The 23930-nt window shown below is 47.3% G+C and carries 24 protein-coding genes; 11 read left to right on the top strand and 13 right to left on the bottom strand.

The window, feature by feature from the left end; genetic code table 11:
* Positions 1-38 precede the first annotated feature (38 nt).
* The gene (locus ATB76_RS10025) at positions 39-977 is read left to right on the top strand and encodes a hypothetical protein (protein WP_038877492.1); all 939 of its coding nucleotides are present in this window, start codon (positions 39-41) and stop codon (positions 975-977) included.
* Positions 978-1005: 28 nt separating this feature from the next.
* On the opposite strand, the gene ATB76_RS10030 is transcribed toward ATB76_RS10025, so the two are convergent.
* Entirely contained in the window at positions 1006-1455 is a 450-nt protein-coding gene (locus ATB76_RS10030; protein ID WP_038877489.1) for a DUF302 domain-containing protein, read from the bottom strand.
* Between the two features lie 218 nt (positions 1456-1673).
* Between ATB76_RS10030 and ATB76_RS10035 the strand changes: the two genes are divergently transcribed.
* Positions 1674-3665 (top strand): peptidase U32 family protein, encoded by a 1992-nt coding sequence (locus ATB76_RS10035; protein WP_061035103.1) that lies wholly within the window; start codon positions 1674-1676, stop codon positions 3663-3665.
* A gap of 41 nt (positions 3666-3706) precedes the next feature.
* Complete coding sequence (locus ATB76_RS10040) at positions 3707-4093, top strand: hypothetical protein (protein WP_038877483.1); 387 nt, start codon at positions 3707-3709, stop codon at positions 4091-4093.
* 123 nt (positions 4094-4216) lie between these two features.
* On the opposite strand, the gene ATB76_RS10045 is transcribed toward ATB76_RS10040, so the two are convergent.
* From ATB76_RS10045 to agaR (ATB76_RS10090), 10 genes are all read right to left on the bottom strand, one after another.
* Positions 4217-5071: a tagatose bisphosphate family class II aldolase gene (locus ATB76_RS10045; RefSeq protein WP_005448957.1), complete on the bottom strand. Its 855-nt coding sequence runs from the start codon at positions 5069-5071 to the stop codon at positions 4217-4219.
* Positions 5062-6267 carry an N-acetylglucosamine-6-phosphate deacetylase gene (gene nagA, locus ATB76_RS10050; RefSeq protein ID WP_038877481.1) on the bottom strand — a complete coding sequence of 402 codons (1206 nt, stop codon included), beginning with the start codon at positions 6265-6267 and terminating at the stop codon, positions 5062-5064. Before nagA ends, ATB76_RS10045 begins: the two co-directional genes overlap by 10 nt.
* Positions 6257-6697 (bottom strand): PTS galactosamine/N-acetylgalactosamine transporter subunit IIA, encoded by a 441-nt coding sequence (gene agaF, locus ATB76_RS10055; RefSeq protein WP_005448952.1) that lies wholly within the window; start codon positions 6695-6697, stop codon positions 6257-6259. Before agaF ends, nagA begins: the two co-directional genes overlap by 11 nt.
* A 59-nt stretch (positions 6698-6756) precedes the next feature.
* The gene (gene agaE / locus ATB76_RS10060) at positions 6757-7641 is read right to left on the bottom strand and encodes a PTS N-acetylgalactosamine transporter subunit IID (protein ID WP_005448950.1); all 885 of its coding nucleotides are present in this window, start codon (positions 7639-7641) and stop codon (positions 6757-6759) included.
* Positions 7631-8407, bottom strand: coding sequence for a PTS N-acetylgalactosamine transporter subunit IIC (gene agaW / locus ATB76_RS10065; RefSeq protein ID WP_005448948.1), 777 nt, complete (start codon positions 8405-8407; stop codon positions 7631-7633). Before agaW ends, agaE begins: the two co-directional genes overlap by 11 nt.
* Before the next feature lie 16 nt (positions 8408-8423).
* Positions 8424-8897: a PTS N-acetylgalactosamine transporter subunit IIB gene (agaV, locus tag ATB76_RS10070; RefSeq protein ID WP_005448946.1), complete on the bottom strand. Its 474-nt coding sequence runs from the start codon at positions 8895-8897 to the stop codon at positions 8424-8426.
* Between the two features lie 22 nt (positions 8898-8919).
* Positions 8920-10077: an SIS domain-containing protein gene (locus ATB76_RS10075; protein WP_005448944.1), complete on the bottom strand. Its 1158-nt coding sequence runs from the start codon at positions 10075-10077 to the stop codon at positions 8920-8922.
* A complete protein-coding gene (locus ATB76_RS10080) occupies positions 10074-11384 on the bottom strand; it encodes a D-tagatose-bisphosphate aldolase, class II, non-catalytic subunit (RefSeq protein ID WP_038868861.1) in 1311 nt (436 codons plus the stop codon). Before ATB76_RS10080 ends, ATB76_RS10075 begins: the two co-directional genes overlap by 4 nt.
* 8 nt (positions 11385-11392) lie before the next feature.
* Positions 11393-12169 carry a transcriptional repressor AgaR gene (gene agaR / locus ATB76_RS10085; protein WP_038877479.1) on the bottom strand — a complete coding sequence of 259 codons (777 nt, stop codon included), beginning with the start codon at positions 12167-12169 and terminating at the stop codon, positions 11393-11395.
* Positions 12170-12630: 461 nt separating this feature from the next.
* Positions 12631-13401, bottom strand: coding sequence for a transcriptional repressor AgaR (agaR, locus tag ATB76_RS10090; protein ID WP_038868859.1), 771 nt, complete (start codon positions 13399-13401; stop codon positions 12631-12633).
* 234 nt (positions 13402-13635) lie between these two features.
* On the opposite strand from agaR (ATB76_RS10090), the gene ATB76_RS10095 reads away from it, so the two are divergent.
* The 7 genes from ATB76_RS10095 (at position 13636) to ATB76_RS10125 (ending at position 21160) form a co-directional block, all read left to right on the top strand.
* Complete coding sequence (locus tag ATB76_RS10095) at positions 13636-13881, top strand: DUF3297 family protein (RefSeq protein WP_005374689.1); 246 nt, start codon at positions 13636-13638, stop codon at positions 13879-13881.
* Between the two features lie 226 nt (positions 13882-14107).
* Complete coding sequence (locus ATB76_RS10100; RefSeq protein ID WP_061035104.1) at positions 14108-14818, top strand: ABC transporter ATP-binding protein; 711 nt, start codon at positions 14108-14110, stop codon at positions 14816-14818.
* Complete coding sequence (locus ATB76_RS10105; RefSeq protein WP_061035105.1) at positions 14805-17330, top strand: ABC transporter permease; 2526 nt, start codon at positions 14805-14807, stop codon at positions 17328-17330. Before ATB76_RS10100 ends, ATB76_RS10105 begins: the two co-directional genes overlap by 14 nt.
* Positions 17330-18454, top strand: coding sequence for a lipocalin-like domain-containing protein (locus ATB76_RS10110; protein ID WP_061035106.1), 1125 nt, complete (start codon positions 17330-17332; stop codon positions 18452-18454). The genes ATB76_RS10105 and ATB76_RS10110 overlap by 1 nt, the downstream gene beginning before the upstream one ends.
* Before the next feature lie 82 nt (positions 18455-18536).
* On the top strand, positions 18537-19388 hold the full coding sequence (locus ATB76_RS10115; protein ID WP_081094902.1) for an AraC family transcriptional regulator: 852 nt from the start codon (positions 18537-18539) through the stop codon (positions 19386-19388).
* Positions 19389-19474: 86 nt separating this feature from the next.
* Positions 19475-20827 (top strand): MATE family efflux transporter, encoded by a 1353-nt coding sequence (locus ATB76_RS10120; protein ID WP_061035108.1) that lies wholly within the window; start codon positions 19475-19477, stop codon positions 20825-20827.
* A gap of 66 nt (positions 20828-20893) precedes the next feature.
* Entirely contained in the window at positions 20894-21160 is a 267-nt protein-coding gene (locus tag ATB76_RS10125) for a DUF2999 family protein (protein ID WP_004746427.1), read from the top strand.
* A 112-nt stretch (positions 21161-21272) separates the two neighbouring features.
* Here ATB76_RS10125 and ATB76_RS10130 read toward each other — a convergent pair whose 3' ends face one another.
* Both ATB76_RS10130 and ATB76_RS10135 read right to left on the bottom strand, forming a co-directional pair.
* On the bottom strand, positions 21273-21860 hold the full coding sequence (locus tag ATB76_RS10130) for a GNAT family protein (protein WP_061035109.1): 588 nt from the start codon (positions 21858-21860) through the stop codon (positions 21273-21275).
* Positions 21861-21951: 91 nt separating this feature from the next.
* Positions 21952-22815 (bottom strand): helix-turn-helix transcriptional regulator, encoded by an 864-nt coding sequence (locus ATB76_RS10135; protein WP_061035110.1) that lies wholly within the window; start codon positions 22813-22815, stop codon positions 21952-21954.
* Between the two features lie 184 nt (positions 22816-22999).
* On the opposite strand from ATB76_RS10135, the gene ATB76_RS10140 reads away from it, so the two are divergent.
* A complete protein-coding gene (locus ATB76_RS10140) occupies positions 23000-23899 on the top strand; it encodes an AraC family transcriptional regulator (RefSeq protein ID WP_009706616.1) in 900 nt (299 codons plus the stop codon).
* Positions 23900-23930 lie beyond the last annotated feature (31 nt).

Below are 23930 nucleotides of genomic sequence, written 5' to 3' on the forward strand. Positions count from 1 at the left end.
CAACATCACCAGTTAAAAACGTTTGAAGGGGTGCGCTTATGAACCTAATGGATCTTCCCAAAAAACGCGGAAAATGGAGTCTCGAACTGTGCAAACAGAGTGCGGCTCATTATCAGACACGAACCCAATGGTGCGAAGGGTGCAAGGCAGCCTACAGCGCCGCTTATCGTAATGGATGGCTAGATCAGTGTTGCGCGCACATGCAGCGAGTCGGCATCAAATGGACATTTGAGAAATGCAAACAAAGCGCTGCGCGATACAACACACGGTCACAATGGAACCGGGGCTGTAAAAGTGCTTACCACGCCGCCCGTAAAAACGGCTGGGTAGAAGATTGCTGTGCACATATGCTCCCTTCTCGGACCGGTAAAAAATGGACCTTCGAAACTTGTGCAGACAACGCCAAACAGTACCAAACACGCTCCGATTGGCAACGCGGTTGCAGCGGTGCTTATAACGCGGCCAACCGAAACGGCTGGCTAGAAGACTGCTGCCAGCACATGAAACAAATAGAGTTGAAGTGGAATCGACAAGCCTGCGTCAAAAGCGCAAGCGCCTTCCAGACCCGCACTGAGTGGATTGCCGCTTGCAAAAGCGCTTACCAAGCAGCGAGAAATCGCGGATGGTTAGACGAATGCTGTGAGCACATGGGGGCGCCAAGAACACAGAAAAAATGGACGTTCGAAACATGTAAAGCCAGTGCAGCTAATTATCGAACGCGAACTGCATGGCAAGAAGGGTGCAGTGGCGCGTATTTCGCAGCACACCGCAATGGCTGGACACAAAAGTGCTGTGAACACATGCGTTCTGCTCGCTCAAAGTGGACGCTCAAAATTTGCAAAGGCAGCGCGTCCTACTTCGCAAACAAGCGAGATTGGTTACGCTGCTGCCGCGGGGCATACAACGCCGCTCATCGCAACGGGTGGCTTCCAGAATGCTGCTCACACATGGAAAGACCAAGACCTCAGGCGGCATAATGATCAAGCTCTCAAGGACGTCGAAAGTCTACTTAGCAGCCGCCCCTGTGAGCTTACTCAGTACACCACTGACTTTGGCTAACACCTCGTCACACCCTTCAATCTTGTGGCGCTCTTTTAAATACATTGGGTTGTTGTAAGCGAGCCAAGTTTTGCCTTCTGCATCTTCATAAACCAACACTTTTTGCGGCAAATCGATCGCGACTTCTTGTGCGCATTGCATCAGCGGCGTGCCCACTTTGGGATTACCAAACACAATCACTTCGGTTGGACGTAGCGCCATATCGACCTTAGCCGCATTCTCTTGGTGATTCACACGTGCAAACACGTTTAAGCCCTTACTTTGCGCTATTTCGACAAACTTATTCGCGGTATCTTGCACCGAATGTTGACTCGCGACTCGTACCACACTTTCTTCTGCCAAAGAGGAAAATGACGCCAACGCTGCGACTAATCCTACCGTTATTGCTTTTACCATCTGCTGATTCCTTATGCTTCGATCTCACTACCCAAAAACTATAGAAGCCAAGCCCCAGACTCGCGACCTGTACGTGTTTGATTTTCGGCTTTCCTTATCAACAATAGACCGACTCAGAGTGAAAATTGATTCAGATTAATAAAGCGTTAATCAGTCCAACATTAAAACCGTGAAGCACATAAAATACGTGACCTATTTTACTGAGTAAGAGATAACTAGTGACACGCGATCAATTTGAGTTATTAGCCCCGGGCGGCGATCTGGATTCCATCAAAGCTGCCATTGCTGCGGGTGCCGATGCTATCTACTGCGGACTAGACCGTTTTAATGCCCGCAACCGAGCGACCAACCTCACTTTAGATAACTTGAATGGCGTGCTGACGCTAACTCATCAGCACAACTGTAAGATCTTCCTGACTCTGAACGTATTGATACTGGAAAGCGAAATCCCAGCCATCGTGCGTTTGCTCAGCCAATTAAACACCACCGCGATTGATGGCGTGATCGTGCAAGATCTTGGTTTGGCTTACATTCTCAAGAACCATTTCCCAGATTTAGATGTACACGCTTCAACCCAGCTCAACACGCACAATGAAGGACAGATCTTGTTCCTAAATCAGTTGACGGCGAGCCGTGTGAACCTCTCTCGTGAACTGAACATCAATGAGATCAAACATCTAGCTCAGTTTGGTCGTGAGCATGATGTGATGATGGAAGTGTTTGTGCACGGCTCTTACTGCATTGGTTTCTCTGGCATTTGCTACATCAGTTCTGCGCGAAACGGTGCTTCGGGCAACCGTGGTCGCTGCAGCCAGCCTTGTCGTGAGCAATACGAAACCACCAAAACAGGCAACAGCTACCCTCTCAACATGAAGGACAACTCAGCATTTGGCGATTTAGAAGCACTTGCCGATGCGGGCGTATATTCATTGAAAGTGGAAGGCCGCATTAAGAAATCTCACTACGTTTACACCGTGGTCGATAACTGGCGGAAACAGATTGACCGCTTGTGTGATGGCGTAGAACTGTCAAACGACACCAAAGAGTTGTACACCGTATTTAACCGTGATTTCTCTAACGCGTTTTTGCAAGGCGATTTCGGTAAAGCGATGTACATCGACAACCCTCGCGATCACGCCGTAAAACACTTCTCGAAGATCTACAAATGCGAATCCGCCGATGATGTGCAAGGCGTGAAGAAAAAGCTCTACGACGACAAAACCGCAATCATTGAGAAGGTTGCAGAGAAGACTCAAGATTTTGATGTGACTTCAACGCAAGCCTCTGGCAGCAGCCTAAAAGGCGCGATTGATGTACCGACTTTACCGACGCTACCTCAACCAGATATGCGCGAAGGCGCTCCGAAGCTATCTGTCTTGATTTCATCACTAGAAGACACCGCACTATGCGAATACAGCAATGTCGATGTGTATTTCCAGCTACCAATGGGATTGGCAGGTGAACTGAATGCGATGATTGAGTTGTTCCAAGCAAACCCAAGATTGAAACCTTGGTTCCCTGCGATTCTGATTGGTGACGATTACCAAGCCGCACGTGCATTCTTAGAAGCAGTGAAGCCAGAATTGTCGATCACCAATAACTCTGGCGTGGGCATGTTGGCTCAAGAACTGGGATTAGGTTGGGTTGCAGGCCCGCAGATGAACACGGTGAACTCCTACTCGTTCAAATGTTTGCAAGAAGAGTTCGCCGCAAGTGGTGCGTTTATCTCTAACGAGCTGAACATGAAGCAGATGCGCCACATTAAGCGTCCGCACAACATGCGCAGCTACTACAGCATTTACCACCCAAACACACTGCTGACTAGTCGCCAATGTTTGTTCCAACAAACCGAAGGTTGCCGCAAGATTAAGGTAAATAAAGGCTGTTTGAAGCGTTGTGACAAGCGCACATCGATCATCAACCTAAAAGACAACCCATATGTGGTACAAAAGCAAAAAGGCAGCCATAACGCAATTTACAGCGAACATAACGTGCTGAACCTGCAAGTACTGCAAGATTTGCCGCAACTGTTTACAGACGTGCTGATCGATCTGCGCGACATCCAGACAGAAACCAAAGTCACGATGACCAAACCTGAATTGATCGATGCCTTTACCGCTCTGCTGAATGAATACAATGAGCAGCATGTTGAAGCACTTAATACCGCGATTCACCCGACGGCAAACGCTCAATACTTGAAAGGCTTGTAACGGAATCTCATCGGATTCACCGCACAATTTATGGAAGACTTATGCACCCAATGAAGCAAGAAACACTGAGCTACTTTGATGATTTGAACTACAGCGTGATGGCTCAAACGGAAGCGGTTTATGAACTCAAACAAAACCGTACGGGTTTAACCGTTGAGCTTAACTTTTCAGTGCTTGGTAAAGGCGAATTACCCGCAGAAAGCGAACAAAGAACCGATAAGAAGCTGTATTTCATTGATATTGAAGACATCGAACGCATTGGGTTTGAAGCACTCGAACCCTTCGTGGCTGGGCTTGGTGAGCATTGTTCTATGGTGGTGTTTGAAGAAGAGTTCTTTGAACAAAGCATGAAAGAGATGTGGATGTTCCTATCGAACGATCCGCGTGATCGTGACGTCTTCAACGACAGTAAATTCTATCGGGCTTAATACCCACATAATAACGGTTGAAATGCCATAAAGATAAAAAGGTGCTAGAAGACCTAGCACCTAGGTAAACATGTCATCGGGGGGAGTTTACCAAATATAATCAGTTGTTAGGGTCAACAGACCCTAGAGCTTTCCTTCACTTCCGCACATATGGATCTTATCCATCACCACCTGTTTCATCGCCGCTTTACCAGGCGTGATGTATTTACGAGGGTCGTTTGCGTCAGGGTGATGCGCAAAATGTTGTTTGACCGCATTTGAGAACGCGATCTTCAGCTCAGTCGCCACGTTCACCTTGCACACGCCAAGGTCAATACAACGACGAACCATTTCATCAGGAACACCTGATGCGCCATGCAGTACTAACGGAATATCGACAACACCACGGATTTTATCTAAGCGGTTAAAGTCGAGTTTAGGCTCCGCTTTATACAAGCCATGAGCTGTGCCAATTGCCACAGCTAACGAATCAATACCAGTACGGCGAACAAACTCCGCGGCAGAAGCTGGGTCGGTCATTAGTGCATCGGCACTGTCGACAATCAGATCGTCTTCTTGACCGCCTAAACGACCTAACTCAGCTTCGACACTTGCGTCAAATCGGTTACAGTATTGAACCACCGAGCGCACAATCTCTATGTTCTGATCAAACGCATAATGCGAACCATCAATCATTACAGAACGAATACCGTGATCGACCTTAGTACAAATGTCTTGTAGGTCTTCATGGTGATCAAGATGAAGAACTAACGGGATCGAATGCTTATGTGCAGCTTCTTTACAAATACTGATCAGGTAATCGGTACCCGCATAATCAAAAGTTCCCGGCGTGCCTGCGAGAATCACTGGAGAGCCCATCTCTGAAGCGGTTTCAACAATGACTTGGACCGTCTCTAAGTTATGAATATTAAATGCAGGCACCGCATAACCAGCTTGTTGGGCACGTTTTAGCATTTCACGGGAAGAAATTAGATACATAAAGCCTCCTGACTTGGTACGGATGCATCAAACACAAGACGCCCATTGACCCAAGTTTTTACAATTGAGAAATCTGATTTAACAGCGACCATAGATGCGCGCTTTCCGGCTTCTAGGGTGCCTAATTGGTGTTGCAAACCTAACGATTGAGCCGGAGTTAACGATGCCATCAACCAAGCTTGCTCTAGTGGGATGTTTAGCCATTTATGAATATTTTTAACTGCTTGCGGCAAGGTCAAAGTGCTGCCTGCCAAACTTCCACTTTCTGTAGTAACGACGCCGCCTTTCATTTGCACTTCGTATTCACCAAGCGTGTAGCGACCATCAGGCATGCCTGTCGCACTCATAGCATCGGTAATCAGCGCCATGCGTTGACCACAACAGCGATGCGCGACATCTATAGCAGCAGAGTGAACGTGATGCCCATCGGCAATCATTTCGACATAGCTGTTGGGATGGATAAGCCCTGCCCCAACGACTCCTGGATCTCGGTGATGTAGACCCCGCATGCCGTTGTAGCAGTGGACAATGCCATTTGCGCCAGCATCCAACGCCTGTTTCACTTGGTCGTAACTCGCATCGGTATGCCCAAGCATCACGTTAATACCCTGTTTATTCAGGTAACGAATCGCATCGATTGCCCCGTCTTTTTCTGGAGCCAGTGCGACGGTGACGAGCTGGTCATCACAATAAGAAATCCACTGCTCCAACTCTTCGACCGATAAATCTCTAAACCATGTCGTCGGGTGCGCGCCGCGATTCTTCTCGGTGAAATAAGGTCCCTCTAGATACGCACCTAAGATCTCAGCACCATCAACGCCATGTCGTTTACTCACAGCAACTTGCTTTAACGCGGCACGAATTTTTGCCACAGGAGCGGTTACGGTTGTGGCAACAAATGCGGTAACGCCCAAGCTTGCGAAATAGCGAGACATCGTATTGAGGCTGTCATGCTCGGCATCCATAACGTCACAGCCTTTGGCTCCATGCACATGACTGTCAATCAGGCCGGGTAGTATGCTCACCTCACCTAAGTCAATAAAATCAATGTGTTCATGAGAGTTGAATGGCTCAACAGAATCAATCACCCCATTTTCGTCGATGCGAATTAGCCCATCATCAAGCCATCTATCACCTTGCAATACACGCTGAGCTCGGTAGCAAGAATGCCTTGCACGATCTTGTTCAGATGCCATCTTCTTCTACCGTTCCCACATGTTTAGCTTTCTCAGCCATTTCAGCACTCAACGAGGTAATGCCACGATGCCCACAAGCCAGCGCTTGATCGCGAAACTCAGCGAGATCGAGTTCATCGCGTTCCAAAAGCATCTCAGCCGCCATCTGCATGTTTGTTCCCGTTACAACCTGGACATCGTCACGCTCTTGACTGATCAGTGATGCAGTACGAAAAGGTGTACCTCCCAACAAATCAGTGAGGAAAACAATACCTTCGCCAGAATCAACTTCATTAATCGCCTCGCGCATTGACACTTCCAGTTGCGGAGTCGTTGCCTCTTCTGGAAAGTCGATAAACTTAAATTGAGGTTGCTCCCCAATAACCTGAAACACCGCTTTGGCAAGACCGGAAGCAAACCCTCCGTGACCAGATAGAATTACAGCAATCATTTACGTTTCCTTAATGGGGCAGAGCACTCCACCCCAATGTTTTGTGTGTCCAATGTGATTTATAAGAAACCCATAAAACGCCCAACAACACCTAACACCACGGTGATACCGATAAGTTTTAGCGGGCTCCAACCACGCTTGACGAGCGCGTACATAGCTAGGGTGTAGACCAATGGAAGAAACGCTGGCATGAGTTTATCGATCACATCGCCTTGCAGTTTCACCACAGCATCACCGGCGGTAATTTCTGCGGTCGTCGATAGACGAACATAAGTCGCCACCAAAGCACCGATCACCGTCATACCTACCATCGAAGCCGCATGTCCGACTTTCTTCGTGTTGGCTTTGATAACAGGGATAGCAGCAACCCCCATGCGATACGCATAATGTGCGAGACCAAATCGCAGACCAAAATGCACCACGTTAAACAGCACAATAAAGAACACCGCACCCATGATGGAGCCTTGCAGCGCAAGGTCTGCACCGATACCGCCACAAATAGGAAGAAGAGTCAGCCAGAACATCGCATCACCGATGCCACCCATTGGTGCACCAACCGCGATCTTAGTGCTCTGAATACTGCTGACGTTTTGCTTGGAGCGTTCCATCGCCAGAACGATCCCCATGACAAATGTCACCAAGAACGGGTGAGTATTGAAGAACCCCATATGACCTTGCATTGCTTTAGATAGGTCAGCTTTATTGGTGTGAATCTTCTTCAGCGCAGGCAGTAGTCCGTACAACCAACCAGAAGCCTGCATACGTTCGTAGTTGAAAGACGCTTGGAGTAGGAGCGAGCGCCACGCCATACGATTGATGTCTGCTTTGGTTAGATCTGCACCAATCTCTTTATTTTCATACTCATCTTCAGCCACGCCAGGAGCTGGCTGCACATCAACATTTTGGCTACGAAGGTCGAGTTCGTTACTTACATTAGATTCCATCTTCAAAGTCCTCAGCAGGTGCAGTTACAGGAGTGGGTTCCGTTTTACGCATGAAGTCGATAATGGCCATGGCCGTCGCAGCCGCGGCAATCGCTAAGATTGGCAGTTGAAGCCAAGCAGCAGCGACGAAACCAAGGATGAAGTAAGGGATGTAGGCGTTCTTCATCATGATTTTCATCAAGACAGCAAAGCCAATTGCAGGCATGATGCCACCAGCGACGCCTAAGCCATCAATGAGATCTTTCGGTAGTACTTCAACGATTTTCCCTGCATGTTCAGCCCCAAGATAAACGGGTAAGAATGCACACAGAAAGTAGAAAGAACCGAGTACAGCAAGTGCCATATAGTTCACGCGTTCAATACCATTGGTATCCGCATTTTGTGCGTACTCGTCACACTTAGACATGACCGCTGACATTGCAGAGAAGAGCAGCGTAATGCCCATCTGTACGGCAACGGCGAAAGGCACAGCGACACCAACCGCAACATTTGGCTCGACTTTGGTTGTAATCGCGAAAGCCGTACCCACGATGGTGCCGATGATAACGTTTGGTGGTTGAGCCCCCGCAAGAGGGGCAAGTCCCATCCAAATCAATTCAAGCGTACCGCCAACCAAGATACCGGTTTGCAAGTCGCCTAAAATCAGACCAACAAGTGGACCAAGCACCACCGGACGGTGGAAGTGAGTAAGACCATTAAATAAATCTAGGCCAGCAAAAAAGGCTAAGATGCCGAGCATCAAGGCCTGTAAGAGTCCTATTTCCATGATTTCTTTCCTATTGTTAGATAAGAGTAAAGAGGTCAGTCGCACTTTCAGTTGGCACCCCTTGGATCGTGCATTTCACCCCTAGTGCTTTTAATTTTTCAAACTCCGCAACGTCTTCAGTTCCGACTGAAACCGTCTTGGCAATTTGCTTTTTTCCCTCAACGTAGTGCATGTTTCCGACGTTGATATTGCTAATTGGCACACCGCCTTCCACCAATTGGCGGAAATCTTTTGGTGTGCGACAAACCATTAGAATTCGTTGGCGTTCAGCCGCTTTATGGATGGTGTCGATGGTCTTTTTCACCGTCCAAAATCGGATTGCGATGCCATCTGCTAGCACCATCTCCATTAAGTTCTGTTGAATGGTGTCTTCTGCTACCTCATCGTTCACAACGACAATAATGTTGGCATCCGCAAAACCTACCCATTGCACACCCACTTGGCCATGGACGAGGCGCTCATCAATACGACTTAACACGATATTTGGCATGGTCTATTCCTTTTCGAATCCGTTACTTGTTGAATGGGTAGATGGTGACACCTTGCACCACACGATTGACTTCACCGGTTGGGCACGGATTGTCCGGTCCAAATCCCAGTTGAAGTGATTTTTCAAATGCCAACATTTGGCAGAAGAGAATGAATGGGAAGCACAGCCACTGATCGCCCAAATCCAATCTCCCAAATTCAAAAACATCGTCTTCGTTGAGAGACAGTTCTGTGAGAGCAATATGAGCTAATGCTTGTTTGTCGCGGCGGATCTCATTGAATAAATCCAAATCGTACCCACGGGTATAAGCGTCACTTGATAACAACTGGATCACGACCGCTTTATCGTTAATGGTGAATTTAGGACCATGGCGGAAGCCAAGAGATGAGTCGAAAGCCGTCATCACTTTACCTGCACTTAGCTCAAGCGATTTGAGTGATGCTTCACGGGCAAGCCCAGCAAAACCACCGCTACCGATTACGATTAAACGCTCATAAGGCTGGCTGGCGAGCGCCTTAATAGCAGACTCCCATTGCTCTAACTTGGCTTCGCAAAGTGCTGCTACCACTTCAATTTGTTCATGCCATTGTTTTGGAGATTGACCACCAAATAACGTCAGCGTAGACATCAACATACAACTGAAGCTCGATGTCATCGCAAAGCTCTTATCATTTGAGCCTTCAGGCATGATCACGCAGCAAGCATTTTGTGCAGTTCGAGCGTAATGAGAGAGTTCCCCGTCACGGTTACACGTCAAGAACAAGTGATGACAATGAGGAACAAGCTGATCGACAAGAGCAACAGCAGCAACACTTTCCGGGCTATTACCAGAGCGGGCGTAAGAAACGACCAACGTCGGACGACTTGGGTCCAGATACTGTTCCGGGTTTGACACTAAATCCGTGGTTGGGATGGACTCAACTTGAAATCTCAGCCCCTCTTGAATAAATGGTGCTGCCGCATCGCCGACAAATGCAGATGTGCCCGCACCAGTCAAAATAATGCGTAGGTCTGGCTGCTCAAGCAGAGGCGTTAGAAAATCGCGGATTGCCTCATACTGCTCTTCTAAAATGGTAGAAAGTGCTCGCCATAACTGAGGTTGATGACTGATTTCTTGAGCCGTATGAACACCATTACGTTGTTCTAACCATGGCAACTCATAGCCTAAAACTGAACTCATTTGGTCGTCTCCTTGCTAGCCACTGAATTGGCGTAACAGGCTTCGGAATAGACTTGTGTCACTTCCATTATCTTGTGCACGACAATCTCAGCAGGTTGATTTTGAATTTGATGTTGAGAAATTGCCTTAGCTTGGTTGGGTAAATATTGGCTAAGGATTGTGATTGGCAGAGGGTGAGCAGCTAAGTTGTCAAACAGAGCTTGCTGCGCCGCTTTAACCTCTGGATGATTCCAGTAGTAACGGATGCGATCACTCAAGCTGTAGCTGCAATCGAGATATTGTTGATGCCCTTTGCTGGAGTAGTGAGAACGCCAATAATTAGGTTGCTCTCTCATCACTTGTTCTATGGTTTCGCGTAAGTGAGAAGCATGATGAGCGCCTAACCACTCTTTCTCCGCAGAATCCAGACCATACAAGGCTTCACGCAAAGCAAATGTGAGAGCTGGACCGACTTTGAGAATCGCAAAATGATCGCGAATTAGTTGGTGATATGCCTCTGGGTTTTGGTAATCCGTAGAATGCGCTTCGAAGACCAGATTTGGTTGGCTGTCGATCATATTGCTTAACGATCGCGCTGCCGCACTGTGGTAGTGATGTACTGAGTGGTGATCAAATTCCACTCCTGGTTGCACCACTAAACCAATCACACGAGGCCAAACATAGCTAAGCCCCATATCACTGACCGTTTGATGATGAGCATTTAGCGTTGCCAATGCTTCTTCCGCTTTCGTCACTTGAATACCTTCTTCTTCAAGCGACTCAAGAGCACCTCCTGGCGTTGGAACTTCCGTGCCAACCACATACACTGGCGCTTCACCACCGACTGTTTTCCATGCTTGCTCTGCCACCAAACATAACTGGGCAGCGCGCTGCGCCATTAGCTCTTCACTCAGCGGAACCTCGTCATCGGCACAAGGCATTGAACAATCGAGATGAATCTTCTTAAAGCCCGCGCAAACATAGTCTCGAATCATTTGCATTGAATATTCCATTGCTTGGCTTGCTGGCAAGTGCTGCCAACAGTTAGGACCAAGATGATCGCCACCCAATACCACGTTCTCAGCAGGAAAATTAACCCGCTCTGCCAAATCAAATACGTGGCTCGCGAAATCTTGTGGCGTCATTCCGGTGTAGCCACCAAACTGATTAACTTGATTTGACGTTGCCTCAATCAAAACCAATTGCTCATTTTGCGCAGCCTGCTTTATCGCAGCTTCAAGTACTAAGGGGTGAGCAGAACACACAGCATAAATACCGGTAAGCTGACCTTGTTTGTGTTGCTCGATTAGGGAAAGTAACGCTTTCATTTTGATTCCTAGTTAACGATTTGATCCGCAATGACGACATCTACGCCAAGTTCAATAAGGGATTGGTGCGTGTTATGGGGAATGTTGCGATCAGTGACCAAGACGTCGATCTGGCTTGCAGCTCGGATCATGCAAAAGCTTTTGCGACCAAATTTGCTTGAATCGGTGACAGCAATGACTTGGCGAGCAACCTCACACATGGCGCGATTCACCTGAGCTTCTTGTTTGTCTGGCGTAGTCACGCCAGCAAGCAGGTCGAATCCATCCACGCCCAAAAACAGCTTGTCAAAAAGGTAAGATCGAATTTGCTGTTCACCATGGTTACCTATCAGTGAACAAGAAGCGCGACGCAGGCTACCTCCAACCACATGTAACTCAACGTTTTCCATCTTGCTAAGTTGGTAGGCGGTATTGAGGGCATTGGTCATCACAACCAATTGCTGCTTATTGACCAAGTACTGTGGCATAAGACCTATCGTGGTTCCGGAATCCAAAATGATCGCTTCACCATCTTGAATAAGGCTCGCTGCAGCCTGTGCTATCGCTTGTTTCGCACTGCGATTAAGTTGATCTTTGCGGTAGAGCGGTTGGTCAAAGGCAAAGTTAGGGTTGAGTGTTGCGCCACCATAACAGCGAAAAACACAGCCTTCTTTTTCTAGAAGATTCAGGTCGTGGCGAATGGTGACAGCCGATACATTGTAATGCTCGACAAAGTCGTCCACTTTTCCTGAACCATGACGACAAATATGAGCCATGATTTGCTGTCTTCGTTCTGCACTGTTCATTCACCAACTCTCCTTTCGTTCCATTTCGCTTTCCGTTAGAAATGTTTCGATTTTCTTTTCGTTGGTATTAAAACAGGGCGAAGTTAGGAAAAGTGAAAGCTAGATCACAGTCATTTTTCTTTCGTTTTTACCCCAAAAAACCTTTCACTTCATGAAAAACGAAAGGCTTTTCTTTCGTTATTAAATTGAAAGTAATCACAAAGGGGCGCATAAAAACTCACTTTCGATACAAAGAAAGTGAAAGGTAGGATGAAATAGAGTTAACAGCTGTCGTTTCGAACTACAGCCTGCGCAAGATCACAAAATGCAATATCGGTTATTTTTTTGAAGGTCGATGAAGTCGTTAGAAGGCGTTTTTTTGATGCTGAAGTTGCACAAAGGTTTAAGTCGATCAGAAATAGTCTTCACGATATTGATAGAAAAACCAATATCACTAATCACTAATCACTAATCACTAATCACTAATCAACAATACGTACATCAACGCCCATTGAAGTGAGATGTTCAAAGTAATCGGACGGGATACCACTGTCAGTAATGAGCATATCAAGTTGCTCTGGTCGGGCAATAAGGCAAAAACTCTGACGAGAAAACTTTGATGAGTCGGTTACGGCAATAACGACTTGTGCCGCGTCAAGCATTCTTCGATTAATGTCAGCCTCACCCTGATGAGGAGTCGTGACGCCAGTGGATTTGTCAAAGCCATCCACACCTAAAAAGAGCTTGTTAAAGCGATAGCCTGCGAGGAAGTCCTCACCACTCAAACCGTGGACGGAATAAGAATTCTCACGCATGGTGCCTCCAGTGACCATAACAGAGACATTACTTTGATTGGCAAGATGATAGGCGATGTTAATGCCATTAGTCATAACGACAAGATCATTCTTACCTTTCAAGTGATAAGCAATTTGCTCTGTGGTTGAACCAGAGTCGAGAATGATTTTATCGCCGTCCGCAATCAACGAGGCAGCATACTCTCCGAGCTTCGCCTTGATATTACTGTTGAGCTGCTTTTTATCATTGAGAGGACGTTCAAACGCAAATTGATTATTCAACAGTGCTCCGCCATAACAACGTTTGACGCAGCCTTGTTTCTCTAGATAGTTGAGGTCATTTCGAATGGTCACTTCTGACACATCATATTGCTTGGCAAAGTCACTCACTTCACCTCGCTGGGCGTTCTGGATGAACCGCAAAATCTCTTTGCGCCTTAATGATGCGTTTAATTTCATAAAAGTTGATCACCGATAATAAGCTATAGATGTAATGATAGGTACTCATATCTGTTTATAATGCAACCTTTCTTTAATGCTATCAAATTGAAATCGAGAGCGTATTCACGCCAAAAAAGACGATAGCATGGCTGTGAGTGTTATACGCTTCAAACTCACATCAACATTTCTTGAACACTCGCCTGACTCTGACTACAATGGCGCACTTTTTTTAATGACTTCAAGGTCACAAACATGACAGATACAGCTAAACCAGCTCTACCAGATCGCCTAGCGGGTAACCCACGTAGCCCATTCTTCATCAAAGAATGCTTCGAGCACCAAATCGGTATTCGTATCAACGGCCAAGAGCGTACTGACGTAGAAGAATACTGCATCAGCGAAGGTTGGGTAAAAATTGCTTCTCCTAAAGCAAAAGACCGTTTCGGTAACCCAATGCTAATCAAGCTTAAAGGCGAAGTTGAAGCGTACTACGTGTAAGCTGACCACGCTGAATGTATTTGAAAGCTCGAGTTTGACTCGGGCTTTTTTAATGCCTGTCATATCCCTTCCTCATTTAATCTCTTCCCTCTTCTTTTCAGTACAAGTTATTAAGAAATCGATGTAAATCGCTGTTTTTATCTGATTGTTGTCTAAAGTTTTTATAGAACTTACTCAAATAGCCGCTGCCAAAAGAAACGACATCTTTTGATTGTAAGGAGAGGAAATGGAAAGCCCACTTGTCACACTCAAACACGCCAGCAAAAGCTTTGTCGATGGCAAAGAGACACACCGCGTGTTGGAAGGCGTCGACTTTACGTTGAACACAGGAGCGAGTGTCGCGCTGACGGGCGCAAGTGGTAGCGGCAAAAGTACCTTACTCAATCTCATCGCTGGCTTTGAGCCACTTTCCGATGGTGAGTTGTGGCTAGACGGCGATAACACGGCGGCTTGGAAAGACCCACAATGGAGCCGATTTCGCCACCAAAAACTCGGTGTTATTTTTCAGCAATTCAATCTATTAACGCCGCTCAACGTGCAGCAAAACATCGCCTTCCCTCTGCATTTGAATCAACAGAAATGGAACGACTGGTGCGATTATTTGGTCGAGACTCTAGGCATCAGCCAACTTCTCGATAGACATGTTTCTGCCCTTTCCGGTGGTCAACAACAACGAGTCGCTATTGCGCGCGCATTAGCACACAAACCGAAACTGCTGCTTGCTGATGAACCCACAGGAAACCTCGACCAAAAAGCAGGGCTAGAAGTGATGAAACTGCTCAGTGAAATCACTACCCAAGGCAATACGGCAGTGCTATTGGTAACACACAGCCCTGAATGTGCTGAATTTATGAAAACACGGCTGCGATTGGATAATAGTCAGCTACAGAACAGTCATCACCAAAACAAACATGAGCTTCGCCATGAAGCAAGCTAAGCCATCAACCACCAGATTCACGCATACTCGACTCGCCCTGGATCTGTTTGCGGCACATTATCGACAAGCACCACTGCAAGCCGCCGCAATTCTGATCGGTATCGTGCTGGCAGTGACCTTGTTTGTTGCGGTGCAAGCCATCAACCTCAATGCCAAGCGCAGTTATACTGAGTCTACCGAGCAGCTCAGCGCACAAGCTCAGAACTTAATTATTCCACCAGCAGGGCAAAACTATCTGCCTGAATCGCTCTACTTCGCCCTTAGACAAAACGGACTCAGTGCAGCACTACCGGTAATCGAAGGGCGAGTAAGAGACGAACAAGGGCGTCGCTGGTCAGTGCAAGGTAGCGAGTTGATTGCCGCCATCTCATCACGTTCGCGCTATTCTGCAAACGGAAAGTCATCAGAAAACCAACAGAACGTGTCTTTGTTCGACAGTGCTTTGCCTTTACCTGAGCTTTTAGCCGGCAAGCCAATCGTAATGATGAGCCAATCTCAACATCAAAACTTAGGGGAGGTAGAAACCCTAACTCTGGACGACATTCCAACCAAAGTGGTGGTGCTACCTGACGAATGGCAGTTAGGTAGCCGAATGTTGATGGACATTGGCTTTGCCCAGCAACTGCTCAATAAACAAGGACAGCTCAGTTACATTGCGGTTTTCCATTCGGGTGATAAAGGGAATAAAGACACGCAAGTAAATTGGCAAAGCATCATTGGCGAGCAAGGACAATGGACTTCCAATAACCAAAGTACAGACCTTGGTTCGCTGACCGACAGCTTTCACCTCAACCTCACCGCAATGAGCTTACTTGCCTTTTTAGTCGGGCTGTTCATTGCCTACAACGGCGTAAAATACAGCTTGCTTAAACGCAATCGGCTGTTAGTGCAGATTCAACAGGCGGGCGTTGCGCCGAGCATTGTGTTCTCTGCGCTGTTAGTTGAACTCACTATTCTCGTTACCATCGGCGCTTCCCTCGGTTTTGTATTGGGCATGCAGCTTAGCCATTGGTTACATCCGACCGTGGCACTGACTCTAGAACAACTTTATGGCGCGACACTGCTGCCCGGCACTTGGCAGTGGCAATGGTGGGCGCAAGCGCTGCTGCTCACGTTAGCCGCAACCCTATTGGCGTGTTGGCAGCACTTTAAACAGCGAGTGCGCCAGCCGCTTTCCTCTCATGGTGGATTTTATCAAGCACCTGAAGCCTCTAACGAAAATCAATTGTTCGTGATAGGTGCTGCGTTGACGGCTTTCGCACTCGCAGGGTTATGGCTGAGTGAGCACCACCGATTTACCATGGCGTGGCTCGGCGTGCTTGTGGTGTCGATTCCTTTGTATCTACCCAAAACACTCAGCGTCTTAGCCAATTGGTGTGAAAAGCGCACCACTTCCGGTTTGATGCAGTATCTGTTTGCTGAGCTGCGCGAGCTGATTTCTCCGCTTTCTCTCGCCATGATGGCACTGCTACTCGCCGTTACTGCCAATATGGGCATGAACACGCTAGTTGGCAGCTTTGAGTCCACCCTAAAGCAGTGGTTAGAACAAAGGCTACACGCCGATATTTACGTCAGCCCTGCCCAAGGGGAAATCGCTGATGTGGAGCGCGAGTTAGGGCAGTTCGATAAGGTTGAGGCCGTCTACAAGCAATACTACGTCGATGATAACCTGCAAGGCTTACCGATTTTGCTTGGCACCAAAGACAAAGACACCTTAGAGCAAACCATGGTATTCAAATCGCATTTGGAGAACTTCTGGTCCCGCTTCTACCAAGGTGAGTTGGTCGCCATCAGTGAACCTACTGCGGTCAAACTGGGTTTATCACTGGGTAGCGAACTCACGCTTGATGCCATTCCAAATAAGAACCTACTTGTGGGTGCGGTATTCCACGATTACGGCTCACCCAACGGTGAAGTCTTATTAGCACCAAAGTTATGGCAAGAGAGTGGCTTTACTGACCTGCCAACAAGCCTCGGCATTAAAGTCTCGGGTGACCCACAAATCGTCTACGAGCAACTGCGCGAGCAATTGAATCTGCATCCAAGTCAGCTCTACGATCAGGCGCAAATCAAATCCATCGCGTTGGATATTTTCTCGCAGACCTTCGCTATTACACGCGCACTCAACGGCGTGACTTTGATGGTCGCGGTGATTGGTTTGTTCAGTGCTTGTTTCATGTTGCTCGACGCGCGCAAAGCCGCCATTGCAAGGCTGTACGCACTTGGCGTCAGCCGCCGTAAATTAATGACCATGGTGGTCGGACAGATCGTCGCTTTGGTCAGTTTTACTCTGGTTATCGCCCTGCCCCTCGGAGCCATGGTGGGTTACGTACTGACAGACATCGTCACCTTACGAGCTTTTGGTTGGAGCTTAAATTATCTGTGGAATTGGAGTGACGCGCTGAGCATTGCGGCGATCACCATCTTAGTGGCAGTGATCGCAACCTTGATTCCGCTGTGGCAATTGGTCAGCAAGCCTGTCGTTTCCAGTTTGCAAAGCGAGGTATTGTGATGGTTCGAATAGCAAGCAAACTTACTCTACTCATAAGCAGTCTGTTCCTATTTGGATGTGAAGATCCCCAACAAAAAAATATGGGCACGCAAAATATGGGCACGTTGCTGGGAAGCGGAGATACGCAAAGCGAGAGCAACCTATTCACACGCGTAGAAAAAGGGGTGGAACTCACCTTCCCAGCAGACCATCAAGCGCACCCAAACTTTCGTCATGAATGGTGGTACTTAACCGCTAACTTAATTGATGAAGACGGCAACCCACTTGGCGTCCAATGGACACAATTTCGCTTTGCTGCTGCGCCGCCAAAAGGCGAAGATGACGTAAAGAAAACCGAATGGCAAACTCAGCAAATCTACATGGCGCACAGCGCAGTGACGACCGCAGACAAACACTACGCCGATGAAAAATGGTCGCGCGATCAAGCCTCTCTAGCTGGCGTCGATGATTCTCCATTTCGGGTTTACCTCGATGATTGGCAGTGGACCTCTTCAACCAACGACCTCTTCCCTGCCACTTTGAAGGCGAACTCCGAACAATTTGGCTATGCGCTGACCCTTACCAGCAGCGCACCTTATCAAAAGCAAGGCGAGCAAGGGTACAGCACCAAAAGTGCCGATGGTCAGGTGGCTTCATATTATTACAGCCAACCGTTTATTGAAGTCTCCGGTGAAGTCACGATCGACGGAGAAACCCATCAAGTATCCGGCAAAGGTTGGATAGACCGAGAGTGGAGCTCGCAATTCTTACTCGACTCACAACAAGGCTGGGACTGGTTTGCCCTAAGATTGAGTGACAAGAGTAGCTTGGTGGTGTTCCAATTGCGTGATTCCAAAACCGGAGTAGCCAGTTACTCCAGTGCAAAGCTGATGCGGCAAGGTGGTTCTGGTATCGCTATCCCACAAAAAGACATTCAGTTAAAGTCGACCAAGCAAACAGAAATCCAAGGGCGAAAGTATCCAACCCAGTGGCAAGTGTCGATTCCTAACCAGCAAATCGATCTTACGGTTTCTGCACTCAACCCGAACGCGAAAATGCCACTTTCGGTGCCTTACTGGGAAGGCCCAGTGCGAATTAAGGGCTCTCATTCAGGGACTGGTTATATGGAACTCACTGGCTACTGAGCAAATAAATTTCCGTACACAACCTTGGTTATTCGATTCATAATGATGAAACCGTCACCCCCAAGAGCTGTTGAATGCCCTCATGAGCAATATGATTTCGCCAATCCGACAAGTGCGACTCATTTTAGGTGAGCCGTGTCGAGCGCTTGAATTTTCGGACATCCAAGAAGACCCATACATCGAACCGCATCGTCACGAGTACTGGGAAATTGTCTGGTGCTTAGATAATAGCGGAACGCAGAGCATCGATTTCGTCGAATACCAAAACCGCCTTGGTCGCTTATTTACCATATCACCAGGGCAGGTTCACCATTCCGAGTTCATGGGCAAAAACATTCGTATGTTGATATTCCGTCCCGGCTTTGCTGAAACCAATCCACGCAGCACGCAGTTGGTGAATAGCGTATTTTCTACGATTGATCGACCGCCGTACCTCGATTGCAGCGAAGAGGGTTTTCCCTACCTAGAATCGATTTACACCCTAATCAAGGAAGAGTGTGAAAAAGAGGATTGTGACTGGGACCTTGTCGAATCACTCATCAACAGCTTTCTACGCTATGCATTACGCTTTGCTAAAACACCGTCTCAAAAAGGTGAACAGAAAGACGCTCGCATCGTTCAGTTGACCGAATTAATCGAACTGCATTATCGCGAACAAAAGAAATGCCAGTTCTACTCCGATGCCTTAGCTCTCACCAGCAAACGTCTAAACGAGTTAGTGAAAGCCGACAGAGGCAAGACGGTCACGCAACTGATTCATGACCGAATCATATTAGAAGCCAACCGAGAACTGGTGTTTTCGACGAAAACCGTCAAGACTATAGCGTTTGAATTGGGCTTTGATGACCCTGCGTATTTCAGCCGATTCTATCGAAAACAAAAAGGAGAAACGCCAGCGGAATTTCGTCACCGATGTTTAGATAGTGCAATATAATGGGCGGATAATCCCTTTTCGCCATGCTTGAATGTACTGATAATACCCGAACATAAATCCACCACATTCGGGTATTTTTCTATTCCATGGCTATCAATCTAAAAACTGATCCCATTTCAAAATCCTTTTATCAGTATCTATGGCCAGCGCTAACTGGAATGGTGATTAAGTCACTGTTCATCATGGGTGATGCGTTATTTATCGGTTTAGGCGTCGGGCCCGATGGGCTTGGTGCTATTGCCTTGGTGATTCCACCTTTTTCTATTTTTACTGCCATCGCCATGATGGTTGGCATTGGTGGCGCCGCCAAAATGTCGATCGAAATAGGCAAAGGCAACACGGAATCCAGCCAGATGTGGTTCAGCCAATCCATGTTGATCACCACTTTGTTATCCACCATCACGGTGACGCTCGCGCTCATTTGGTTGGATGAATTGATTGCCTTGATGGGCGCTTCAGGCAACTTGGCTCAGCTTGCTCATGATTACCTGATCGTGCTGCTACCCTTCTTTGTTCTTTACTCACTGGCTTGGGTGTTGTCTTGCTTTGTGCGTAACGACACCAACCCGAAATTGGCCACCTATGCGATGTCGATTGGTGCCATTACTAACCTCGCTTTTGATTACCTGTTTATCATCGAGATGAACATGGGGATGAAAGGCGCAGCTTATGGTACGGCCATTGCTCAAGCAGTCATCGCACTGATTTTGCTGACTCATTTCGTGCGTAAGAAAGGCTCATTAGAATTCAGCCTGAAAGGTATCGGTTTAAGTAAAACCAAAGAGATTTTAAGCATCGGTACTCCGACATTCTTTATAGAAGTCACATCCGCGATGACCATCGTGTTGTTCAACTACGTGTTGCTCAGCCAATTCGGTGAAAGTCACATCATCGCCTATGGCTTAACCACCAATGTCGGTGTATTCGCTCTGTTTGTGATGGTCGGTATCGCACAAGCTTGTCAGCCAATCATCAGCTTTAACCACGGCGCAGGACGACCAGAACGCATTGACGAGATTCTAAAACTGGGGATGAGAGCAGCCATGGGCAGTGGCACAGTCTTTCTTTTAGGTATCTGGCTGTCAGCGCCACTTATTGCCTCGATTTATTTAGGTAACGCGAATGACTTAATCCCAATCGCCGCGAGCGCACTGACGTTCTACTTCTTCGGCGTCCCTTTGATGGGGTTAAACATGGTGATTGCCAACCTGTTCCAAGCCATTGCCAAACCAAAACAAGCCACGCTTATTTCCTTATGCCGAGGGTTTGTGTTTGTCGCGCTAGGTGTATTGCTATTGCCTAAGCTCTTCCCGCAAGACGGCATTTGGGCAAGCATTGTCTTTGCAGAAACTCTCACCGCAGTGATCAGTTTGAGCATGTTATTCAACTACCGAAAACGCGCAGTGGAGCTAACAACTTCCTTGGCGAGAAGTTCCTAGTTCAACCAAGCTCAGCCAAATGATAAACTCGGGTTCTATTTCATTCTGTGATTAAAAGGAAATGCGATGAACCCGATTATTGCGCTGCTAAAAGAGAACAACATCAGCGATGAGCAAATCAACGAGATTTTTCAGACTCTGACGCAAAACCCTCTAGCGGCAATGGCAACAATCAGCCAACTAGGTTTGCCACAAGACAAGCTACAAATGCTGATGGCGCAAGTGATGCAAAACCCTGCGCTAATTAAAGAAGCCGTAGACGAGTTGGGATTGGATTTCTCAAAGGTTGAAGAAGCAAAAGAGAAGCTTCAAAGCCAAAACCAAGGCAACTAAGTCTTAGCCATTTAGCGCTGAATATAAAAAAGGCCGTTAACCCGAACATGTGGGTTAACGGCCTTTTTTGTTCGCTAATTTGTTATTAGCTACTTTTTTTGTCAGCTAATTATTAGCGATTTAAAGACGCGAATTGTTCTGCGGTCATGCCGTAGTAAAGTTTATCGTCAAAGCCTTGCTCTCGTTTGTAGTAGTCTTTCTGACGTCCTTCTTGAGTAAAACCATTTTTCTCTAACGTCTTGTAAGAACCAGCATTAGAAGCGTAGCAATCGGCACTGACTTTATGGGCGTTTAGCTCAGTAAATCCAATCTCGGTCATCATTTGGCAAGCGCGAGTCGCAACGCCTTTGCCCCATGCACAAGTTGGTAACTGATAACCCACTTCGTAGTTGCCAGTTAAGAACATCACTGCGGTCACTGCACACATTCCCATGTACTGACCTTGTTGGTCACGAATCACGAACGTTGGGCTATCTGGCCAAACACCGTCTTTGATCGCTTGTGCCGTATTTTCAATAATAGGGCCAAAGAAGCCTTCATATAGGCTGTTGTCAGCAGGTGCGAAGAACAGATATTGATTGACCTTATCGTCGTTCAACATCTCGATAATATCTTGTAGATCAGAGCCTTGAATCAGTTGGATAGTCAACGATTCGTTAAATGGGATGGCTTCGCCTTGTTTTAGTTTTTGATATGACATGTGTTACCTCGTTATCTGCGGAAAATAGTAGCCCAGCGGATAAGAGAAAAATTGGATTTTTGCGACAACTTTCGGGCTGATTGGCAATGTATTACGACTCAAAGTCGCCATAGATATCGATGGTTAAGTCGCGCTTTTTCAAGTATTTGCTCGGCGTTTTTCTTAGCTGCTGTTTGAGGGTACGAATCAAATGCGATTGGTCACTGAAGCCAAATTGCTGTGAGAAGCTCGCCCAATCAATCGCCTCTTGTTGCTTGTAGAGGGTCAAAATCATCTGCTCCAGACGTGCCATTTGTTGATACTGCTTAACACTCAACCCCACCACTTGCTTGAAACTGCGCTCAAGCGTTCTTCGAGAACAGGCGCACTGTTTGGCTATCTCATCAATATCCATCGCTAGCTCAGGTGAGCGTAATGCTTGAGCGTCCATCACGGATACCGCTTTTTGTGACGCCAAAAACGGTTTGGTACGGCAAGGTTCGATATCTAACGCATCTAGATGTTGTTTGATGTAGTTCAGCAAACATTGCGGTGAATCTTGCAACTCTAACTGCCATAACCCTTGTTGAAAGCGCTCATCAAACGCCGTGTTGAGCCAATCAAACCATTCGCATTGGTTAATTGCGCTAACTTGGGGTGCATCATTAAACCGTGATTCAATGGCATACAAACCCTCTGGGCGAAAGGTGATACCAATACGCTTGATGGGAGCCGTATCTTCCAACAGCAGCAAGTGTTCGTTAGCCGTTAATAAATGGCAGCCTTTGCCAGTAAGCTTTGTGTCTCCCGTGTCGTAGCTGTAGTCTTGCTCTGATGGCGTAAAGAGTAAATGAGCGCGCGGGTTTGGGATAAGGTGCGGCTTGGGGTCAATGACTTCACCCTCTGGCACTTCCAAGTACCAAATTTGATGAATGAGCCATTCGTACTCTGGCAGAGACTGTTTCCAAGCTATCATGATTGTCCTAGCGGTTAGTTAAGATAATAAGCGCAACATTTTTGCTTAAACACCTGTTCGTTGAGTGTGACTGATTGACGCTCATCTCGCCACGCATTTCTCACCCTGCTCCCTTGCAAGCTTGTTGGATTGCGGTAGGCTTTGAGCAGAGAAAACAAGCTGAACAGAACAAGGAAATACCCCGATGCGCGTCGACTACCACCAACGACTGGTTCCTGTGATTCGTTATTTAGAACAACACTTTAATGAACCACTCAACCTGCCAGAAGTGGCCGCGCTGGCAAACCTTTCCCCTTATCACTTTCATCGCACCTTCAAAGCCGTGCAAGGCGAGACATTGGCCGATTTCATTCGACGTTTACGTTTAGAAGCCGCCGCCGATGACTTATTCAAATCCAAGCAACCGGTATTAAACATTGCCCTAGAGTACGGATTTTCTAGCTCACAGAGCTTAGCCAAAGCCTTCAAACAACATTATGGCGTCACACCTACAGCCTTTCGTGACTGCGAAAACTACCAGCAGTTTTCTGAATTAGCACGAAACAGCAAGATTGGACACACGTTGCGCAAGAATGGAAACGAAGTAACACCAAGCGATTCATATACTGGCTCTGAACTCACCAAATGGAGCATGACAATGGAAACGCAAAACTTTGAAAAAGCAAAACTGGCTTACATTCGCGTAAACGGCCCTTACGGCCAAGGCTATGAAGAGCCATCAGGTCGCCTGTATCAATGGGCAGGAATGAAAGGTTTGGCAGGCAATACCTGCATCTTCATCTACCATGACAATCCAGAAATCACGCCAGACGAGAAGTGTCGCACTGATATCTGTCTAATGGTGCCAGAAGATACGGAAGTTCCGAAAGGTATTGAGCTGCAAGATTTCCCCGGCGGTCAATATGCCGTGATGCGCCAGCATATTACTGACCCGAGCCAATACTCAAAAGCGTGGGATGATGTCATGAGCAAAGTGATTGAATCCGGCATCGAAAACGACGACCGCCCTTGCTTTGAGCTTTACCACAGCTTCGACCCTCAAACGCACCATGCAGACGTTAGCTTCTGCACTGCCATCAAATAAACCAAAAGCCTGCATCGTGAACTGACCCCCA

This window comes from Vibrio sp. MOR3, assembly GCF_001557775.1.
Classification (GTDB): domain Bacteria; phylum Pseudomonadota; class Gammaproteobacteria; order Enterobacterales; family Vibrionaceae; genus Vibrio; species Vibrio jasicida.

Coding starts and splice junctions, on each gene's coding strand:
- ATB76_RS10025 (WP_038877492.1), top strand. CDS start 39: ATGAACCTAATGGATCTTCCCAAAAAACGCGGAAAATGGAGTCTCGAA.
- ATB76_RS10030 (WP_038877489.1), bottom strand. CDS start 1,455: ATGGTAAAAGCAATAACGGTAGGATTAGTCGCAGCGTTGGCGTCATTT.
- ATB76_RS10040 (WP_038877483.1), top strand. CDS start 3,707: ATGCACCCAATGAAGCAAGAAACACTGAGCTACTTTGATGATTTGAAC.
- ATB76_RS10045 (WP_005448957.1), bottom strand. CDS start 5,071: ATGTATCTAATTTCTTCCCGTGAAATGCTAAAACGTGCCCAACAAGCT.
- nagA (WP_038877481.1), bottom strand. CDS start 6,267: ATGGCATCTGAACAAGATCGTGCAAGGCATTCTTGCTACCGAGCTCAG.
- agaF (WP_005448952.1), bottom strand. CDS start 6,697: ATGATTGCTGTAATTCTATCTGGTCACGGAGGGTTTGCTTCCGGTCTT.
- agaE (WP_005448950.1), bottom strand. CDS start 7,641: ATGGAATCTAATGTAAGTAACGAACTCGACCTTCGTAGCCAAAATGTT.
- agaW (WP_005448948.1), bottom strand. CDS start 8,407: ATGGAAATAGGACTCTTACAGGCCTTGATGCTCGGCATCTTAGCCTTT.
- agaV (WP_005448946.1), bottom strand. CDS start 8,897: ATGCCAAATATCGTGTTAAGTCGTATTGATGAGCGCCTCGTCCATGGC.
- ATB76_RS10075 (WP_005448944.1), bottom strand. CDS start 10,077: ATGAGTTCAGTTTTAGGCTATGAGTTGCCATGGTTAGAACAACGTAAT.
- ATB76_RS10080 (WP_038868861.1), bottom strand. CDS start 11,384: ATGAAAGCGTTACTTTCCCTAATCGAGCAACACAAACAAGGTCAGCTT.
- agaR (WP_038877479.1), bottom strand. CDS start 12,169: ATGAACAGTGCAGAACGAAGACAGCAAATCATGGCTCATATTTGTCGT.
- agaR (WP_038868859.1), bottom strand. CDS start 13,401: ATGAAATTAAACGCATCATTAAGGCGCAAAGAGATTTTGCGGTTCATC.
- ATB76_RS10095 (WP_005374689.1), top strand. CDS start 13,636: ATGACAGATACAGCTAAACCAGCTCTACCAGATCGCCTAGCGGGTAAC.
- ATB76_RS10100 (WP_061035104.1), top strand. CDS start 14,108: ATGGAAAGCCCACTTGTCACACTCAAACACGCCAGCAAAAGCTTTGTC.
- ATB76_RS10105 (WP_061035105.1), top strand. CDS start 14,805: ATGAAGCAAGCTAAGCCATCAACCACCAGATTCACGCATACTCGACTC.
- ATB76_RS10110 (WP_061035106.1), top strand. CDS start 17,330: ATGGTTCGAATAGCAAGCAAACTTACTCTACTCATAAGCAGTCTGTTC.
- ATB76_RS10115 (WP_081094902.1), top strand. CDS start 18,537: ATGAGCAATATGATTTCGCCAATCCGACAAGTGCGACTCATTTTAGGT.
- ATB76_RS10120 (WP_061035108.1), top strand. CDS start 19,475: ATGGCTATCAATCTAAAAACTGATCCCATTTCAAAATCCTTTTATCAG.
- ATB76_RS10125 (WP_004746427.1), top strand. CDS start 20,894: ATGAACCCGATTATTGCGCTGCTAAAAGAGAACAACATCAGCGATGAG.
- ATB76_RS10130 (WP_061035109.1), bottom strand. CDS start 21,860: ATGTCATATCAAAAACTAAAACAAGGCGAAGCCATCCCATTTAACGAA.
- ATB76_RS10135 (WP_061035110.1), bottom strand. CDS start 22,815: ATGATAGCTTGGAAACAGTCTCTGCCAGAGTACGAATGGCTCATTCAT.
- ATB76_RS10140 (WP_009706616.1), top strand. CDS start 23,000: ATGCGCGTCGACTACCACCAACGACTGGTTCCTGTGATTCGTTATTTA.